Origin of the sequence: Bacillus sp. SA1-12 (genome assembly GCF_000981385.1) — a bacterium.
GTDB lineage: Bacteria > Bacillota > Bacilli > Bacillales > Bacillaceae > Metabacillus.
This window is the reverse complement of sequence record NZ_LATZ01000016.1, coordinates 28,547-48,661: the sequence shown is the minus strand read 5'-3', so window position 1 is coordinate 48,661 and position 20,115 is coordinate 28,547. Positions and strand designations below refer to the sequence as shown.

The 20,115-nt window shown below is 37.9% G+C and carries 12 protein-coding genes; 4 read left to right on the top strand and 8 right to left on the bottom strand.

Annotated elements, in window-relative coordinates:
* Positions 1-486: 486 nt before the first annotated feature.
* Genes WQ54_RS11425 through WQ54_RS11415 form a run of 3 tightly spaced genes read right to left on the bottom strand, consistent with a single transcriptional unit; the run spans position 487 to position 3,868 of the window.
* The gene (locus tag WQ54_RS11425; RefSeq protein ID WP_084821995.1) at positions 487-1,998 is read right to left on the bottom strand and encodes an extracellular solute-binding protein; all 1,512 of its coding nucleotides are present in this window, start codon (positions 1,996-1,998) and stop codon (positions 487-489) included.
* 45 nt (positions 1,999-2,043) lie between these two features.
* Positions 2,044-2,901 (bottom strand): carbohydrate ABC transporter permease, encoded by an 858-nt coding sequence (locus WQ54_RS11420; RefSeq protein WP_046516489.1) that lies wholly within the window; start codon positions 2,899-2,901, stop codon positions 2,044-2,046.
* Positions 2,902-2,926: 25 nt separating this feature from the next.
* Positions 2,927-3,868: a sugar ABC transporter permease gene (locus WQ54_RS11415; RefSeq protein ID WP_046516609.1), complete on the bottom strand. Its 942-nt coding sequence runs from the start codon at positions 3,866-3,868 to the stop codon at positions 2,927-2,929.
* Positions 3,869-4,633: 765 nt separating this feature from the next.
* On the opposite strand from WQ54_RS11415, the gene WQ54_RS11410 reads away from it, so the two are divergent.
* The 3 genes from WQ54_RS11410 to WQ54_RS11400 all read left to right on the top strand — a co-directional run bounded on the left by WQ54_RS11410 (position 4,634) and on the right by WQ54_RS11400 (position 6,960).
* Positions 4,634-4,855 (top strand): hypothetical protein, encoded by a 222-nt coding sequence (locus WQ54_RS11410; protein WP_046516485.1) that lies wholly within the window; start codon positions 4,634-4,636, stop codon positions 4,853-4,855.
* A gap of 441 nt (positions 4,856-5,296) precedes the next feature.
* Positions 5,297-5,761 (top strand): RNA polymerase sigma factor, encoded by a 465-nt coding sequence (locus WQ54_RS11405; RefSeq protein ID WP_046516482.1) that lies wholly within the window; start codon positions 5,297-5,299, stop codon positions 5,759-5,761.
* Positions 5,761-6,960 carry a hypothetical protein gene (locus tag WQ54_RS11400; RefSeq protein WP_046516480.1) on the top strand — a complete coding sequence of 400 codons (1,200 nt, stop codon included), beginning with the start codon at positions 5,761-5,763 and terminating at the stop codon, positions 6,958-6,960. Before WQ54_RS11405 ends, WQ54_RS11400 begins: the two co-directional genes overlap by 1 nt.
* A gap of 241 nt (positions 6,961-7,201) precedes the next feature.
* Here WQ54_RS11400 and WQ54_RS31895 read toward each other — a convergent pair whose 3' ends face one another.
* From WQ54_RS31895 to WQ54_RS11370, 5 genes are all read right to left on the bottom strand, one after another.
* Positions 7,202-13,588, bottom strand: coding sequence for an immunoglobulin-like domain-containing protein (locus tag WQ54_RS31895; protein WP_052737761.1), 6,387 nt, complete (start codon positions 13,586-13,588; stop codon positions 7,202-7,204).
* Between the two features lie 13 nt (positions 13,589-13,601).
* Positions 13,602-14,597, bottom strand: a complete 996-nt coding sequence (gene yjfF / locus WQ54_RS11385; RefSeq protein WP_046516479.1) for a galactofuranose ABC transporter, permease protein YjfF — start codon at positions 14,595-14,597, stop codon at positions 13,602-13,604.
* Complete coding sequence (locus WQ54_RS11380; RefSeq protein ID WP_046516476.1) at positions 14,594-15,616, bottom strand: ABC transporter permease; 1,023 nt, start codon at positions 15,614-15,616, stop codon at positions 14,594-14,596. Before WQ54_RS11380 ends, yjfF begins: the two co-directional genes overlap by 4 nt.
* A gap of 4 nt (positions 15,617-15,620) precedes the next feature.
* Positions 15,621-17,135, bottom strand: coding sequence for a sugar ABC transporter ATP-binding protein (locus WQ54_RS11375; protein ID WP_046516474.1), 1,515 nt, complete (start codon positions 17,133-17,135; stop codon positions 15,621-15,623).
* Between the two features lie 100 nt (positions 17,136-17,235).
* A complete protein-coding gene (locus tag WQ54_RS11370; protein ID WP_046516471.1) occupies positions 17,236-18,255 on the bottom strand; it encodes an ABC transporter substrate-binding protein in 1,020 nt (339 codons plus the stop codon).
* Positions 18,256-18,832: 577 nt separating this feature from the next.
* Between WQ54_RS11370 and WQ54_RS11365 the strand changes: the two genes are divergently transcribed.
* Positions 18,833-20,002: a macrolide family glycosyltransferase gene (locus WQ54_RS11365; RefSeq protein ID WP_046516469.1), complete on the top strand. Its 1,170-nt coding sequence runs from the start codon at positions 18,833-18,835 to the stop codon at positions 20,000-20,002.
* Positions 20,003-20,115: the final 113 nt, after the last annotated feature.

The following is a 20,115-nucleotide window of genomic DNA, read 5'->3' as shown; positions in this document are numbered from 1 at the left end:
AAACTGCTGCACTCAAATAAATTAACTATAATCGTTGAAATAACAACAAAGTAAGCGTATACAATCTTTTTTAAATCTTACTTGCAGAATAATATCACTGTCAATCAGGCTTTAGTATTTTATATAAATTTATATACTGCAAGAAATTTAGTTCCCTTCGTCAAAAGAATTTCATACTCCCAGAAAGCCCCTTCACTAGATGAATGCAAAAATTCTCTGTTGCCAGCTACACTTCCATCAAAGAATTAAGAAGATTACATCGGTTCAGTGTTATCAAAACTCCCGTTAAGCTGTATCTAAATATACCCGGAGAAGGAAATATGGTCGGCTTCCTCAAAATCTCGGAGTCCATCTTTGTTCATCAAAACTGATCACTAATACCTTTCCACAGGTATCCTTACTCACAACTCGAAATAGAGTAAAGCACACTAAAAAGACAGGTATATCCAATACCTGTCTTTTCGTATTTTTTCACATTTTTCTCTTTTACTTTTTGTATTCTTTGGCATATTCTTCAGCAATTTGATCTCCGCCGCTGCTTCGCCAATTTTTAATCTGTTCTTTCCATTCATCTGCATCTATTTCACCCATAATATATTTCGTATTAGCATCTTCAATAATCGTATTTAATTGGGACCCTTTTTCAGATTGTGTATCTGAAATTAAGTTAACTGCTGGATTATGAATGGCAAACGGTTCATTTTCTTTTGGAATTTCTAATTCTTTTGTTTCAAGTGGTGTTAATTCTCCTTTAAGTGCATTTACCTCTGCTGGTACAATTCCCAATGGTAATTGATATGGCAGAATTACCTCATTATGAAGATCTGATCCTTCGATAGGAACTGGTTTCCCATCAACCAATTCATAATGCATTCCTTCTATTCCCCATTCAAACAATGTATGCATAGGCTCTTCCTGAAGCTTTTCAAAAAAGCCCAATAAATCTAGCAGTTCTTTTTCCGTTTTGACTGACGACTTAGGAAATACGAAGATTCCGTTATGACCGCTCCCTGCTGGTACTCTTTTCCCCTGCGGGCCTTCAAGAAGACTAAATACACCTAACTCAACATCAGGATTCGTCTCTTTTATTCGATTATACATTCTTACAACCGCATTACTTGTATCAGGCCAAACACCTGCTTTACCTGTTGAAAAAGCCTCTTCCCATTGGGAACGCTCAATAACTGCAAAATCTTGAGTAATTAATTTATCATCATATAATTTTTTGAAGAAATCTAACCCATCTAAATACTCTTTGGTTGTTGCTGCGTGAAAGAATTTTCCGTTTTCTTCTCCCCAACCATTTGGTGCTCCAAATAATGGGGCAAATCGATTGATTAACGCTTGTCCCTCAACTGTCATACCGTACGTATCATCTTTACCATTTTGATCAGGATCTTTATTAGTAAATGCATCAAGCATATCATAAAATTCATCCACTGTTTTTGGTTCTTTCATCCCCAAATTATCTAACCAATCTTTACGGTAGATATAAACATCACGAGCGATCGGACGTACTCGGGGAAGACCGTATATTTTTCCATCTATTGATATGTTCTCATAAATGATAGGATCTATACTTGATAGATTTGGAAACTGATCCAAATATGGCCCAATTTCCCAAAACACATCACCACGGAATGCATTAACCATGTATGGTTCCCTAAACCAACTGCTTCCAATAATATCAGGCATATCTCCCGAGGCAACGACTGCTGGTAATTTTTCGGCAACAGTAGCACCTGGCGCAGCTGATATGTCTAATTTTGTATCGGTATATTCTTCGATTGCTTTTTCTACTTCATTATCTTTTTTTGGAAACTCCAGTCCATCAAAATGCATCATAATACTAACTTCTCCATTAGAGTCTGAACCTGCTTGTCCCTCTTGATTACCACTAGCTTCTTCTTTATTGCTGCAACCAATTAATACAGTCGCAAGAACAATCATTAATACTATAGAAAGACCAATCTTCCTTCTTACCTTCATTTCAGGCATCTTCTTCCCTCCAATATTGATAGAAATTGAGTTTATTTAGCACGACTAGCCTTTAACAGAACCTAACAATACTCCTTTTGCAAAATGTTTCTGCAAAAAAGGATAAACAATTAGGATTGGAACTGTAGATATAACAATAACAGCCATTTTTATACCTTGTGAAAACACAACTGCATCATCAGCAATTTCACTTGAGTCCCCTATAGAACCCTGTGCTAAAATAACAACTTGTCGAAGTAATACTTGTACAGGCCATTTCAAAGGGTCATTAATATACAGAACAGCATTAAAGTATTGATTCCATAGCCCCACAGAGTAAAATAAGCCAAATGCCGCCATTGCTGGTAATGATAATGGGAGCACAATTTTGAATAAAATTCCTACTTCATGACAGCCATCAATTCTTGCAGCTTCTTTTAATTCTTCAGGAATACCTTGGAAGAAATTTTTCAAAATAATAAGATAAAAGGCGCTTATCGCATTTGGAATAATTAATGCCCAATATGAATCAAGCAATCCAGTCCCTTTTACAACAAAGTAGGTAGGAATCATTCCTCCGTTAAATAGCATTGTGAACACTATCATTAATAAAAATATTCGGCGGCCAGCCAAATGCGTATGGGAAAGCGCATATGCCATTAACGAGGTTAACAAAAGGTTAATAAATGTCCCTAGTACTGTGATATACACAGAAACCCCCATGCTGCGAGCAAACGTTTCGGTTGAAAAAATATACCGATAAGCATCTAACGAAAATTCAGTTGGAATTAATGCGCTTGTATTAGAAAACGATGAAATGACCACATAAATAAATGGTAGAACAGTTGCGAAAGCAACAATAGAGAGAAACGTATAATTAAAAATGTCGAAAATTCGGCTTCCAAGTGTTTTGTCGTTAGTCAATTTTTCTCCCTCCTTTATTAGGCTTCTAGTATATTCCCTCTTCACCAAATTTCTTCGCCAGTTGATTAGCACCAATCACTAAAATAAGGCCTACAACAGACTTGAATAATCCTACTGCAGCACTGTAACTAAACAGGCCTTGCCTAATCCCAACAGTATACACATAAGTATCAAATACCTCACCGACTTCACGGTTCATGGCATTTAACATTAAAAAGATTTGTTCAAAACCTAAATCTAAAAAGTTTCCAAGGCGAAGAATAAGGAGAATAATAATGACACTGCGAATAGACGGCAACGTAATATGCCACAAGAGTCTCCATCTATTTGCCCCATCAATCCTTGCAGCCTCATATAATTGTGAATTTACTCCTGCAAGAGCGGCTAGGAAAATGATGGTTCCCCATCCTGCATCCTTCCAAACCATTTGAATAATAATTAGCGGTCTAAACCAATCTGCATCCGTTAAAAATTGGACTTTATCTCCTCCTAAAGAGGCGATAAGTTCATTAATAACCCCACCCTCAGTACTCAACAAAATGTAGGAGATACCAACTACAACAACCCATGAAAGGAAATGCGGTACATATACCATTGTCTGGACAAACCGTTTAAACATTTCTTTTCTAATTTCATTTAATAATAGGGCCAGGATGATTGTGATTGGAAAAAAAATAACTAAATCTAAGAAGGCGATATATAACGTATTCTTCATTAACATCCAAAATTGAGTTTCACTAAATAAACGTTCAAAGTGTTTTAGGCCTACCCATTCACTATTCCAGATACCTAGGTGAGGTTGATAATTTTGAAAAGCCATAAGCACTCCCCACATCGGAAAATACTTATAAATGACAAAGTACAATAAACCAGGTAATAGAAACAGATAAAGCCATCGATCCTTCCACAATCGAATATAAAGTGGTTTTTTTTCCACTTCTATCTTTTCTTGAAGTTTCGTCGTAATGACTTGCTGCGGTGATGCATTCACAAAATCCCCTCCTTAAAATTATTTTCGATACAAAGAAATCAGTATTCCCCTTTCAACCAATTAATTGAAAGCTCTTTCATTTTTGTTTTGAATATTCTGAATAACTTGTTTAGAACATATCAAACTAAATCATTTCATGTCCATATCCATCTCATGACAAGGTAAATGAACCTTTGAAATATAGAGAAAATATGGTTTATATTGTAAGGATTTTTAAGTGAATATGCATTCTAAACTCTAAAACATCCATTTCATAACCTAGAAAAAAGTTCTATTCAGGGCTCATTTATATTGTTTAAACAGCAGCAGCAAAACTAACCTTGATATGTAATGTAAAAAAGGTTTTCGTAAACTTCCTACTCCAGTAGGATGGTAACCATTTATGCTAAGAAAATGAATAGGTTATTTAGAGACTTATAAAGGGGGAACATACGGAATAGACAGATCAAAGATAAACGATCCAAAGCAAGAGAAGTAATGCGTCCGTTCAGTAATAATATGGACACTTTTGGTGTATACTTAAAAAGTTTCAATTAGATACGTCTGAAATAATGCTGGATGAAAAGCAACCCGATGAATGGGAATTTGACAATGGAAGTTTCGAATATAGCATTAAGTTCCCCACTGCAACACTGCAGCAATTTAAGGACATGCATGTGTCTTGGAGGGCAAATATAGATCATTTCTTTATAGAACTTGTAAAGAAAAGAAAATCTCTTTATCTGCAAAGGAGAGAAAATAATGAAAGATTTTTCCAGCATTGTCCATATAGGTGAATTAATTGCCGTTTCTAATGTTTTCCAACTAAATACTTATCAAATGGTATCATTACTAGAAGATGGTTTAATGGAAGTATTCGAAAACAAGGAAGCTTTTTGGGAAAAATACGGAAAGAAGGAATCTTATGGCGAATTAGATTGGTGTGAGTTAAATAATGGGAAAATCTTTACTAAACAAAAATAGGAAAATGATGGAGATAAAAACCATTCTATTTAGAATGTTTTTTAGATTTTCTTCTTCACCTATCATGCCTTTTGCTTGAATAAGAAAAAAGAAGTATCACCAAAACCCTAAGGCAATTCCAATCATCCATAATTGATATTAAAATGTCCTTTGAAAACACTTCTGTGAATTTAGTTTAATGCCCCTCTGTATTGTTCGTTTCTATTTTTTCTCGTATACTTGCTACTATCTCCCTTTTAAATATATGAAACTATGTTAAATTTCACAGACTCCCACTCGATACATGTTCCCTTTAAAAAGATTTTTATAATTTTTTTAAAATACCCCAACACTTTCTTCGCCTGAATCGTTATCTAGATGAAAGCGCAAGCAATCAGAATTTTCTCCAAATGTTAAGAACCATTGATTGATTAAAAAATGACTAAAAGTGAGTGATCAATTTTGGAAGCGAGTGATTTATATGAGAAGTTAAAGAAAGATCTTCACCGCTTTGCCCTTTCGATTGCCAGGCATGAACAGGAAGCGAACGACCTTGTACAGGATGCAATCTTGAAGGCAATAAACGAAAAACAACTTCATAGTTTACCAGAATATAAACAGCGGGCATGGTTTTTTCGGGTCATGAAAAACAGGTTGATTGATGATCGCAGAAAAGAAAAGCGGATGATGGAATGGGAGGATGAATTCGATTTATCCGAACAAGAAGCGGTTTTTTCCCATTTAGAAATGACGGAATTATTATCTCATTTACCACAGGAGTTAAGTGATCTAATTTTCAAACGATACTGGCTTGGGTTATCCAGCCAGGAAATCGGCAGGCAATTGGAGCTGCCAGCGGCTACGGTGCGCTATAAACTACATATTGCCATCAAACGTTTAAGAAGGATATTGGAGGAGGATTTTTAATGAGTCAGCGTATTGGAAATGTTGGAGTATTAAATTTAATGAATGCAACAGAGGAAAGCATTAAAGAAATAGATCGCATTGAAAATGTAGGGATGGTCCTTTTCCGGCCAGAAAATGCGCATCTATTGTCCGCTTTGAATATTGGCAATATCGGAACAACCATCGAGGTACCTGAAGATTTTACTCTTTACAATGGTGTATTACATCTTAATGAAGCCTTTCTGAATTCTATTTCAGAGCCGGTTAAATTGTTAGTAGATGGCACCGTTATTATTGAAAAAGATGTAAAACCTGAACAAATGAAAACAGGACTGCTGTATTTGAAGGTAAATGGAAAGGTATATTCCCCTCCGCATCTCTCTGGGGCGGTAAACCAGATCGTCAAAGAAGGGGTTATGGATCTGAAAACATATGATGGAGCGGCCCCAAGGTTTGAAAACGGGAAATTATCAATAACAAATTCATTCCTTCAGGCCCTTGAGGAACCACAGAATTTAGTGGTAAATGGTTTGCTTACTTTTTCGGAGGATCTAAATATGGAGCAGTTTGGTGAAAAAATCAACAAATTGGAGATTAATGGGAACGTGATTCTTTTTGAGGAACAAGAGTCATTTTTATATAAAAAAGCGGTATCTATAGCAGGAAAGGTTGAAGTGATCCCATCCGGTTATGAGATGTTGAATAAACCGCTGCAGGTAAATGGCCGCTCGATTCGCAGATTTCATAAAAAGAAATTTTATACAAGAAAACCCGTCATATTTGAAAAAGATGTAACGAGGGAATTGCTATTGGAGGCCATTTCAAGCATCCATTCTACTTCCCTCATCATTTGTCACGAGGATGTAGAAGATCTCGTTTTTGAACTTACAAGTCTTTTGGAAACAGAAGTTTTAACTTACCAAAACCTTTTTGTGCTTATTGAGGGAGAAGAAATTTGGTCCAATGATCAATTTCGTGCAATGGAACAGCCTGTGAACATGATTGTTAATGGGCAGCTGCACCTTGATCAAGACATAGAAGAAGCTGTTCTGCGAGAAAAGGTCTTAACATTGGATATCCTTGGAAAAGTGTTAGTGCCAGATAAGAAATGTAAAGGCTTTTTGCAAAACATCATCAGACTTAATACTGGAATACTGGAGGCAGAAAGTACAAAGCAACAAACGGCATCCCTTAATAATGTAGGAAGACTCTCTCTATAAAAAGGAGGATATGTTTAGGTTCATGAATATCCACTTAACCAATCATGGACCTGCAGAAGTATGAGGAGTACCAATTTGCAGGGCATTTTAACTGGAAAAAAGAAAAAGGGTTATCCAAGAAAAAGGCATGTCATTAATTTTGTATGTAAAATAAAAAACTAGCTTTCAGGTCCTATGACATGAAAGCTAGCATATTTCTTAATAGAGGTTTTATTCATCTAATGTAAGGGAAAGCCAACTATTATTTTACGCTCAATTGTTTTGATAAAATAATCAATTGTTTAGCATTTTCATCAGAGATTGATTTTCCGCTTTGTGCGTTTACTTGATTTTCGTAAGCACGCAGCTGGCCAATTACCGCTCCAGTATTCCCTTTAGCTGCTGATGCTTTTGCTGATTGCAGCTTTTCAATTAGTGAATAGGCTGCTCCCTGTTTTGTAACAAATGTTTCCGTCAATCGGCTTAAACTATCAAAGTCAACAGTTACTGTAAATTGAATGTCAACTTTCACACTATTACCTGCTTTGTCTGTCGCTGACGCTGTGACTTTATTTACTCCTAATTCGAAAGTATAGGCTGGTCCCTCAACATTCGGACATTCTTTAGAAGCAATTCCCGACAGCTCATCGGTTGCACTGCATGTGATGCTGATGTGCGAATCTGCTGAATAACTCTCTTGATGACCGGTAAATTGGATCACCGGTGCCGTTTGATCGAGTGTGATCGTTTGCTCATACGTTTTGCTGATATTTCCGGCATTGTCCTTAAACTCTACAAATACGGTTTTCTCTCCATCACCTGATGGCAATGTTAGTTTTTTTGTTGCTTTATACTCTTCCCAATCTGACCATTCTTTTGAATCAGTTGAATAGCGAACTTGAAGGATTCCGCTTACATCATCAGCAGCTTCCAAAGATAAAATAACCGTTCCTTTATTCGTAAACCCTGCACCTGCATTGATCATAAACTGACCTTCTGGCGGTGTTGTATCTTTTTGTTTTTCCACCGTTACCTCACTCACAGCCATTAAACCGCCATCCACTGTTGTTACGCTGATTTTTGCACTACCTTCTTTCAGGGCCGTGACTTTTCCGTTTTCATCAACCGTTGCTACTTGTTCATTATTGCTTGACCATACAACCGCTTTATTGACTGCATCATTCGGGGCAACAGTTGCAGTTAACTGGCTTGTTTTACCTTCGGAAAGATTTAATGCTTCATGATCAAGCATAACACTGGTTGGCTTTTGTTCCGGTGCTGGGACACGGACGGTTGGAATATTTGCCAGTAAAGCCTCATGTTCAGCTTTCGTAACAGGGATGACTGTTCCATGACGCGGACGTGCAGGTAAATCGTAGTTTTCAGACATCTTCCATTCACCTGACTGTAAATCGGTCGTTTCAAAAGGGACATATCCTCTGCCGCCAAACTCATCAATAAACATATACCATTTTTCTTCTGTATTCGATTTGAAGATCGTAGGGCCTTCACCTGCACTTATTGACCCTTTGCCAATACCTTCCTTAATCAGCTCGAAGGTTGGATCAAGAACTGAATCCCCGACCTCTTGGAAAATAAATTTACCATTTGGCGATGTTGACGTATTGTTTCTCTCATCCTTTGATAAGCGATAGATTTTATCGTCATGCTCGATCATCGTTGTATCAATGACGGAGTAGCCATAATCCATATAGACTTTTGGTTCTGTAAATGTATAGAAATCTCTTGTCTTACTGTACATCATTTTATTGTAGGTTGAACCAGTATGCTCTTCATTGTCATAAATCTTAGAAGCCCAGAATACAACATATTCTCCAGTCGTATCATCATAATAGACTTCAGGTGCCCATGTATTTCCTGCTTCTTTTGGTGCAACTTCAACCATTCTTTGCTCAGACCAATTGATTAAATCAGCCGATTCCCAAACCATAATCGATCTGCTTCCGGATCTTTGCGCTCGATCCCAATTCCAATCCCCATTGATTTTTAGATCGGTTGCAATGAGGTAGAATTTATCACCTTCAGGAGAGCGAATAATAAACGGATCTCTAAGGCCTTTTTCGCCTAAATTAGACGTGATGGCCGGTTCTTCATTATTCAACTCATTCCATGTAAGCGGATTGTTGCCCTCACTTAAGGCGAAATAAATTTGCTCGCCGTTCGTGTAGCCTTCTCCAGTAAAGTAACTGAAGACATACCCTTCATATTTTTCCTTTTTCGGCATTTCTTTAACCTTTGCTAAAAATGCCTTTGTAATGGATTCTTTATTTAAGGTAATTGTTGCCGTCAATTTAACTGTTGTATCACCTTCACCATGTGCTGGGCGTGTAACCTCTCCAGTAGCAGTAACGATCGATGAATCACTTGATTTCCAAGTAATCGTTGACCCATTTTCTCCTGATGCCGGTAACGTTAGGTTTCCGCGAACATCTTGAATGTTATGCACCTTTAATGCTTCTGCATCTGTTCTGGCTGCGGCAGAATCATGCGGTTTCTTTACTACAGTTACTGTAAATTCTTTTGTTGCCTCTTCCTTACCGTCTGAAATTGTTGCTGTAATCATCACTGTTTTGTTTCCTTCTTCAAATGCTGGTCTCGTAACCTTTCCTTCATTTGTAATGATGTCTTGATTTTGTGATTCCCAAGTGATGGTTGTTCCGTTTGCTCCTGTCTTAGGGAATGATAAATCTGTTGTGATTTCATCCTTGCTTTTGTTTTCATTAAGAAACGTTGAGTCATCTAATTGTTTGATCGCATTTTGAAGCAATAAACCATCCATTTTCGCAATTTTTGCATCAGCTGCTTCTTTTAATTTGCTTACTTCTGTTGCAGTTAAAGCACCATCATATACTTCAAAATCAGCGATCATTCCGCCAAGGTATGGATCAGCAGAATAGAAGGAACGGCCAATAAATCCGCTTCTGCCATTTACATTGTTTATTTGTGCCAATGTATATCCGTTTGTTGATCCGGATGCCGCCTCAACACCATCAATATACAATTTCACTGTTTTATCTTCACCAGACATAACCGCAGTCACCAGTTTCCATTCGTTTGACTCTAAAGAACCTGTTGTTGCATTTGCTCCAGCCTCGTTTTGCCAGCTTGTGATGCCAATACCTACCCGTGCAGATTTGTCACCTGAATTGCGTTTTGGTGTCATAAATAGGTATTTATTGCTGTCCTGACCTAAAGCAAATAGCCATTCAGCCTCATTCTTGCCTTCCCAATTTACTAATGATGAAACAGTCACACTCTCAAGCCCGTTCAATACGCCTTGAGGCATCTCTATATACGAGCTTGTTGAGCCGCCTTTAAAACTGATTACTCCTGTCTCATCCCCTTTGATTAGTTCGGCGTTTTGAGGATTGACAAGCTTTCCTTCAAAGTTACCTGTGTTATCTGCTACTTTCGTGCCTTCAATTCTTTTCATATCATAATCAAGAATTAACTCAGCTTTTTCCGGCTCCTCAACTGGAGGCTCTGAAACTTCTTCATCTGCTAAACTAGCAATTTCTTCAGCGTTTAGAGCTCGGTTATAAATTTTAAAGTCATCAAATTTCCCGTTAAAGAGACTGTGATTTTCATTGCTGGACTTGCCTAAATAGTTCATCGTTGTTTCTAATAGCATTCTTGGCTCGACATTATACGTTGAGCTCCGTGAAACTTCTTTTCCGTCTACATATAAAACAGCATCAAATCCCTCAATTGTCATAGCTGCATGGTGCCAATTTGCTGTTGAAAGCATTGGTCCTCTCACAGCATATTTATAGGAACTTCCTAAAAGTGAATGTTGATTGGCAAATTTTTCAGTAAAAGGTGTAACAATCGCAAATTCCAGGTTACCTGAATCTCCCTGTGTACTTAAATACATCGTATTGCGGTTTGCTACTCTTCCAGTATTTGAAGAAAAATCAAAGATGCGTTGATTTGCTTGATTACCGTCTACTTTAACCCAAGTAGACATTGTCATGCTTTCCAGGTTAAGGTCTTTAATCATATTTTCTGGCAGCTCAACATATCCTGTGCTTCCATCTAACTCTACTGCTCCTGAAGATTTCCCAACTGTATCATTTGAAACAATGTTAGACCCGCCTACTAATTTGGCATCAAAACCATTATTTGAAACATCTTTTACAGTTGTTCCATCAACATCTTCTTGGTCAAATGTATAGTGAACAACTGGTTTTTCAGATTGTTCTGGTGAAGGCATGCCATATTTTTCTTGAAGGGCATTGTATTCAGCGCGAGTGATCGGTATTACCGTACCATGTCGCGGTCCTGGCGGCAGCGCATATTCAGATTCGGGAAGTAAATTGTTCACAAATTGCGATCCATCCTCTAAGTTTGTCGACAAGCGAACATGATATGGCCAGGAATCTAAGAACATATACCATTTATCATCATGGATATCTTTAAAGATGGTTTGTCCTTCATTGTTTCCTTGGTGACCGATCAATCCTCTGTTTCCATCCTTTGTGCCAGGTATTACATCATATTGGAACCCATTTTCTTTGATTCCATCTTTATCTTGGAAGATATCCGTTGCTTTCTCGTAATACACTCTGTAATTCACTTCAGATTTTGTAAAGCGATAAAATGTGCCATTATCTTGAACAAAACTTGTATCGATTGTAGGGAATCCTTCATCGATAAACACTTTTGGTTCAGAGAAAGTATGGAAATCCCTAGTTGTAGCGTAATACATCACATTGTACTGTCCTGCTGGTCTTCCATTTGGGTAATCGCCATACGTTTCTTCATTTTTCATTGAAGACGCCCAGAATACAACATATTCACCCGTTTTTTCGTTATAAACAGCTTCGGGCGCCCATGTATTGCCGCCGGTTTTAGGAGCCACTTCTACCATTCGCTGTTCGCTCCAATTGACAAGATCATCTGACTCCCAAACCATAAGGGAATGGCTTCCTGTGATTTGCGCTTGGTCAAAGTTTGTGCTTTCACCCATTTTTAAGTCCGTCGCCAACATATAAAATTTATCTCCTTCTGGAGATCGGATGATAAATGGATCTCTAAGGCCCTTTTCACCCATGTTTGACTGAATGACCGATTGGCCATTATTTAAGGCACGCCATTTTAACGGATTTTCTGCTGTTGCGAAAGATATTTCCTCTCCACCTTCGTATTCTCCCGTGAAATAAGAGAAGAAATAAGCATCATAAGTCAATGCACCTGGATCCTTTTTGACTGTAAGAAGAAATTCCTTTTTCGTTTCAGCTTCCCCTTTTGAAATGGTCGCTGTTAAAGTAACCTTTGTATCTGCTTCAGGTCTTGTGACCCAGCCGAGCATTTTATTGTTTTCAGCTGCCTCTGCAGATCCTTTCACCGTCTCGGGATTTGAGGATTCCCACGTAATGGAACTCCCTTCTTCACCTGATACCGGTAAGCTTAGATTCCCTTTTACATTATCTGCGTTAATAATCGTTACGTTTGATGCATCAAGCTCTACAACTTGTTCATCCGTATATTCCTTTAAAACAGTTACCGTAAATTGTTTCTTTGCTGTCAGTCCTTCATAAGCTAAATTTGCTGTTAACTCAACTTCTGCATTTGACTCAGTTTTTTCAGGACGAGTAACGGTTCCATCATTTGCAATAACTTCAGTATTGCTTGAACTCCATGTTAGATCTACACCATGCTTGCCCTTTGCAGGAAGGGCTAGATTACTTGTGATATGATTAATACTTTCATCACCACTGTTTACATATTCAGTAATATCCAAAGACTCTGATGCATCATTGATCACAAGCTGATTGATTTTTGCTATTTTGCTAGATGTTTCAGTATAAACGTTAGCAACCTGTTCATCTGAAAGCGCCCCATTGTAAACACGGAAATCACCGATCATTCCTTTAAAAAAGGAATCATTTTTAAAAATTGATTTTCCGATAAATCCTGAAAAACCAGCTGACGGATCAATAATTTCCGATAATTTTTTCCCGCCTGCTGATCCTGTTGCCACCTTTGCCCCATTTACATATAAGGTAATCGTATTGGCTTGGCCAGAGAAGACAACAGTGGCTACCTCCCATTTATCAGCTTTCATTGCCGATGTTGCTTTGACAAGAGATTCATTTCTCCAGCCAGCTTTGGAAATTCCTGTTGCTGCTACATTTCCTGAACCATGTTGCGGTGTAACGAAGAAATATTTATTCCCATTCTCCGCATCATCAGTTACTGCTCCTAAACCAAAAATCCAACGATTGGCCCCATCATTACTCCAATTCACAAGTGCAGAAACGGTTACATCCTGTAAACCGGTTAATAAATCTGAACCATCTTCACTTTTCGGTATTTCAATATAACCGCTTTTTGATGTTGAACTTCCACCATTAAACGACACATAGCCAACTTCATAATTATGAACGAATTGGCCATTTTCCGGATTCTTAAATACTCCGTCAAAAGTTGCTCCATTTCCGGACACATCTTTTATCGTTATTTGCTCCCCATTTTTTTCTGATGCCTTCATATCATAATGAAGGATCATCTCAGGAGATGCAGAGCTTGCTTCTTCTGCTGATGAGACCTGAGGCCATAATCCGGAAAGCGTGTTAAACATCATAACCGTCAATAAAAAGACGGACAATTTTTTCCTTTTTCTCATGATTCACACTCCTTTAATGTGCTGAAATAGATGCTTGGTTCATCTTGCTTCTTGCTACGATGACTCGTTGTAATACAATAAATAATAATAGCAATGCTCCAATCGCAATCTTTGTCCACCAAGAGCTTAACGTTCCTTCAAACACGATCACTGTTTGGATAATCCCTAAAATGAGCACCCCAACAACACTTCCTGCTACATACCCGGCACCACCAGTAAGGAGAGTGCCGCCGATTACAACTGCCGCAATCGTATCAAGCTCCAGCCCGTTTGCATGTAACCCATATCCTGACAACATATAGAAAGTGAAAATGAGGCCGGCAAGGGATGAACAAAACCCGCTGATTGTATAGATCATAATTTTTGTTTTCCCGACAGGTAATCCCATTAATAATGCAGATTGTTCACTGCCGCCTAATGCATAAACATTACGGCCAAATTTCGAGTAATGAGCAACAAAAATAGCGGCAATCACAACGACCATTGCGATAATGACACTAATGGAAATAAAATTTCCGCCGCCAACCGGGATTCTGGTGCTTGCCATAAAATTGAAAAATCCATTGTCGATCGTAATCGATTCAACACTGATGAGATAACATAGTCCTCTGGCAAGGAACATGCCGGCAAGTGTAACGATAAATGGCTGTAAGTTAAAATAATGGATTAGGCATCCCATACAAAAACCAAGGACGGTACCAATAAGTAAACTGATTGGGATAACCAGAGCTGGAGAAAGCTGTGCGTTCATTGTCAAACTCGCTGCTACCATACTCGTTAACGCAATAATTGAACCAACAGAGAGATCAATTCCTCCTGATAAAATCACAAATGTCATTCCAACAGCAACAACAATTAGAAATGCGTTATCAATAAACAAGTTTAAGAAAACCTGAGTTGAAAAAAAGCCAGTATATCGAAGCGAACCAAATAGGAACATTAAGATAAATAACAGAATGGTTGCTGTTAAAGGGAGATGTTTTGAGTCTAACTGGATTTTTTTCGTCATGATACGGTCACTCCCTCTCGTTTCTTTTCTGATTTTTTTACTGCAAATCCGCCAAATACTTTCTTTCTGAACTCAGATGATTGCAATAGACAAACAAGTAGTACCACAATGGCTTTTACTACAAGGTTGATTTCTGGTGCTATACCAATCGAGTAAATCGTAGTTGTTAAACTTTGAATGATAAGGGCACCAATGACTGTACCCATCAAGTTAAATCGGCCGCCATTCAATGATGTTCCTCCTATGACAACGGCTAAAATGGCATCAAGCTCATACCAAAGACCTGCATTGTTTCCATCAGCACTAGCAACGTTAGAACTTAAAATTAACCCGCCGATTCCCGCGCATATTCCAGAAAACACATAAACCATTACTAAAATATTTTTTGAATTGATACCTGAAAGGCGGCTAGCTTCCGGATTGGTTCCAACCGATTCAATAAATAATCCCATTGCTGTTTTTCTCGTTAAAAATGCTGCTATCGCCAAAACAGCCCCTACGATAAAAATGGAAAATGGCAGCATTAGGAGGTGCCCACCGCCAATGAACGTGTAAGGGTCATAATAAACGGTCATGATTTGACCATCTGTTATTAGTTGCGCAATACCACGTCCTGCAACCATAAGAATTAATGTGGCAACAATTGGCTGAATCCCAATTCTCGAAACAAGCACTCCATTCCATAAACCAGCTATAATTGAGATCATGATAACAAGACCAATTGCCGTAAATAGCGGTCCTAAACCATCACCATCTGCCCCGCTTACTGTCATAGCTCCAACTGCGCCAGCCATTGCAATCACTGAACCAACGCCAAGATCCACTCCTTTTGTCGCAATTACAAGTGTCATTCCTATCGAAACAAGCAACAAGGGAGCTCCCCTATTTAAAATATCTATTAAACTGCCAGTTAAATAACCGTTTTTCACTTCAATAGAAAAGAAGTTTTTATCAAAGAATAGATTGATTAATAAAATGATGATCAAGACGACGATAGGCCAAAACAATTTTGATTTCATCACGTTATCCCCCAGCCATTGCCTTCATTATGTCTTTTTGTGTAATTTGCTGGTTGTTTTCAATTTCTGTCACCTTATGATGATCCCTGAGGACAGCAATTTTACGACAAGTACGCAGCACTTCTTCTATTTCTGAAGAAACAAACAAAATTGACTTCCCATCTTTACTTAATGAAAGCATTAATTTTTGAATTTCTGCTTTTGCTCCTACATCAATCCCTCTTGTTGGTTCATCTAAAATGAGTAAATTTGGATTTGTAATCAGCCATCTTGCAAGCAGAACCTTTTGTTGATTTCCGCCGCTTAGATTTTTGATTAATTGCTCCGGATTTGGCGGATTGATGTTTAATAGTTTGATATATTCGTCCGCAATTTCAATTTGTTTTTTCTTCGGAATATACCTGAACCATCCTTTGATACCCTGCATAGCTAAAATCATATTTTCTCGAATTGTGAGATCCGCAATAATTCCTTCTGCTTTTCGGTTTTCCGAACAAAATGCGATACCATTTGAAATCGCTTGTTTAGGAGAGGAAAGATTCGCCTTTTTGCCATTTAACTTAATTTCGCCAGAATCAGCTCGATCTGCCCCAAACAATAATCTAGCTAATTCCGTCCTGCCTGAACCGAGGAGTCCTGCAAGACCGACAATTTCTCCTTCATGGATAGCGAGATCAAAGGGAGCAATTTTGCCTTTCTTTGAAATATTTTTTCCTTGCAGAAATAGCTTTTTCTTTTCACCTGCATGGTTATTTTCTCTTTCAGTCGACTTAAGCTCATTTAGGTCCTTGCCGATCATCTTCGTAACTAATTCCAGTCTGTCAATTTCTTTCGTCATATATTCACCAATCCATGTGCCGTTACGCAAAACGGTTAGTCGATCTGTGATTTCGTAAATTTGATCGAGGAAATGACTGACAAAAACGATCGCTAAGCCCTCTTGTTTCAATTTGCGCATGACATGAAACAATTGGTTAACCTCATTTTGATCAAGGCTTGAAGTTGGTTCATCGAGAATGAGTACCTTTGCAGATACTTTAAGGGAACGGGCAATCGCTATCATTTGCTGAATTGCTACAGAATAGGATGACAACTGTTTGGTTACGTCAATCTCTAGGTTTAATCGGGTTTTAAGTAACTCTTTTGCCTGGCGAGTCATTTCTTTCCAATCAAGACGGCCTCTTTTCATGATTTCCCGGCCTATGAAAATATTTTCAACTACAGATAAGTTTGTACATAAATTCACTTCCTGATAGACCGTGCTAATCCCTAAATTTTGTGCTTCAAGAGGAGTAGTTACCCCAATTGGTTTTCCATTTAACGTGACGGAACCTTCATCAAATGTGTATACACCGGTTAACACTTTAATAAGTGTTGACTTCCCTGCACCATTTTCTCCCATTAAAGCGTGCACCTCTCCAGGGTACAGGTTTAACTGAACATTTGATAAAGCTTTCACACCTGGAAACTCCTTGGTTATGCCTTGCATGACTAATACTGGAGCTTGCTTCTTCACCATTTACCCTCCTAACAATCTCTTATTTTAATAGCCACTAGTTTGTTAATAGTAAGATCTACTACTTCCCTAGTGGCCTTGTTTTTTATGTTAATTTCCTTGATTAATACTCACGAGTTGGAAGAAGCTCTTCTGCTTGATCCATTGTATACATGCTTTCTTCTACAGCTACACGCTTTTGAATTTCTTCACCAGCAAAATGCGCCTCAATTAATTCAACCATTTGCGGGCCAAATAACGGATTACACTCAACTGTGACATTCATTTTGCCTGCTGCCATTGCCTCGAAAGCTCCTTTAACTGCATCTACGCCAATGATTTTAATATCTTCCCCAGGCTTTAATCCGTACTCTTCAATCGCTTGAATCGCACCAATTGCCATATCATCGTTATGGGCGTATAACACATCAATGTTGTCACCTTCAGATTTTAAGAACGCTTCCATAACTTCTTTACCTTTTGCACGTGTGAAATCACCTGTTTGTGATTTAATGATTTTAAGATTTGGATGATCTTTAATAACTTCTTCAAACCCATTTTTACGGTCAATCGCTGGAGCAGAGCCTACTGTTCCTTGAAGCTCAACGATATTAACATCACCTTCTGCATCAGCCGTTTCTTCTACTAACCAATTCGCAGCTTTTCTTCCTTCTTCTACAAAGTCTGATCCTAAGAACGTTACCCAAAGTGAATCATCTTTAATATCAACCGCACGGTCAGCTAGAAAGACTGGGATTCCTGCATCCTTCGCTTCCTTTAACACTGTTTCAAATCCAGTTTCCACAACTGGAGAGAAGACAATCGCATCTACCTTTTGAGCAATAAATGAACGAAGTGCCTTAATTTGATTTTCTTGTTTTTGCTGAGCATCTGAGAATTTCAATTCATGCCCAGCAGCTTTAATGGCATCCTGCATCGATTTTGTATTGGCTGTTCTCCATTCACTTTCTGCTCCAACTTGCGAAAAACCAATGACGAGCTTATCACCAGATTTCGAATCCCCCCCACCAGCTCCTGCACTATCCGATTGTCCGCCCGTACCCGCTGAGCTGCAAGCTGATAATAGAAGCATGAGCGCCATCATAAGAAGTAAAATTGTTTTTCCTTTTAAAAATTTTTCCATTCTATAAACCTCCCTTTTTTCTTTCATTCAAAAATGTCATCTAAGTCGTTTTTGAATTTCTATAAGGTGATTATAAAGCGTTTACAACCCTTGAGTGAATGGACTAACTTTCGAAAAAATTGTAAATTTATTTTGTTTAAAAGCATCTATTGAATCGAAATTACTTCAAAATTTTTAAAAAAGTTGCATTATTTTTTTATAAAACCTATAAATCTAAGTAGATGCGGGGTTACAAGATTTTCCCTCAATAAGATCACGTTTAAATTTGCTGGCTCTGAATATTGAAGATTATCGCTCAATTTTATAAAACAAATAATAGAATTTAAGATTCTGGCAACAATCATTTTTGTTGCCTGTAAAGGTAAAATATGTTAAAACTGTTTACGTTGCCAGCCACTGATGTGTTTTAAAGGATAAATTAAATAGTAGGTTAGATTCAATGACATACTGAACTGGTTTTCTAGTTAGAATTAATAGTTATTAGAGGAGTGGGGAGGATTTGTATCCTTACTAGTCAAAGAGAAAAGAGTAAGAGAATTAGTACGTTGTAAGTATTTAGACAAGGAGTGTGATTCAGATGGCAAACATTTTAATGGTTAATTTTCCAGCAGAAGGGCATGTCAATCCTACTCTTGGCATTGTAAAAGCTTTTGCGGAAAGAGGAGACAACGTTCACTATATTACAACTGAAAAATTTAGAGAGCGCTTAGAAGGAGTTGGCGCAACTGTTCACCTTCAGCCCGATTTATTAAGTAATGCTTCCATAGATCCACATACAAATGCTGGTTTAAAAGCCTTTCTAAAAATTCAAATTCAAAATTCATTGGACACTTTAGAGATCACAAAACAGTTATCTCAGGAGATAAATTTCCACTTGGTGTTTTATGAAAAATTTGGGGCGGGACAACTAGTGAGAGAATACTTGCAAATCCCTGGGATTTGTTCCTCAGCATCCTTTTTGTTTCCAAAAGAATTTCTTAAAAACATGCCTTTATCTCGATTGAAACCTGATGTAGAGGCTGAAAAGTTAATCGTACAAATGAAAGAATGTTATGGTATAGAGCCGGAGAGCATGGTTCAGTTTATGAGTAATACAGCTGAATTAACGATTGTATTTACGAGCCGGTATTTTCAACCTCATAGCGAAAACTTCGATGATTCAAATATCTTTATTGGACCAACATTTCCACAAAGGGCTTCTACAGATAGCTTTCCCATCGAAACATTAGAGAACGAACAAGTTCTTTATATTTCAATGGGGACGGTTCTTGACCGTACAGAAGAATTTTTTAATACGTGTATTGATGCATTTTCTGATTTCAAAGGAAAAGTTGTCATTGCTACGGGTGAAAGAGTAGATATGACCAAAATTAAAGAGGCCCCCGAGCACTTTATCATCTCTTCATATGTACCGCAATTAAAGGTACTCGGGCACACGGATGTCTTTATTACCCATGGCGGTATGAATAGCGTGAATGAATCTATCCACTTCAATGTCCCAATGGTTGTTATCCCGCATGACAAGGATCAGCCGATGGTGGCACAGCGTCTGAAGGATCTTAATGCTGGTTACAGAGTATCAAAAGACAATATAAAACCTGAGACGTTAAAGGATGCCGTTAAAGAAGTGCTAACCAACGAAAGTTATAAAGAGGGTATCAAAAAAATTAATGAAAGTTTTCAAAAATGCGGTGGAGCAGAAAAGGCTTTAGAAGTTATTGATGCCTTTGTTCAAAGCAAAAAATGAGGAGAGACACAAAGCCTTATTCAATTCGAGTTGAATAAGGCTCTTTTTAAAAGTTGTTCCTCATTGATTCCTCCTAACAAACATCTACTGCGTTAATCACATCTTCTTTTAAC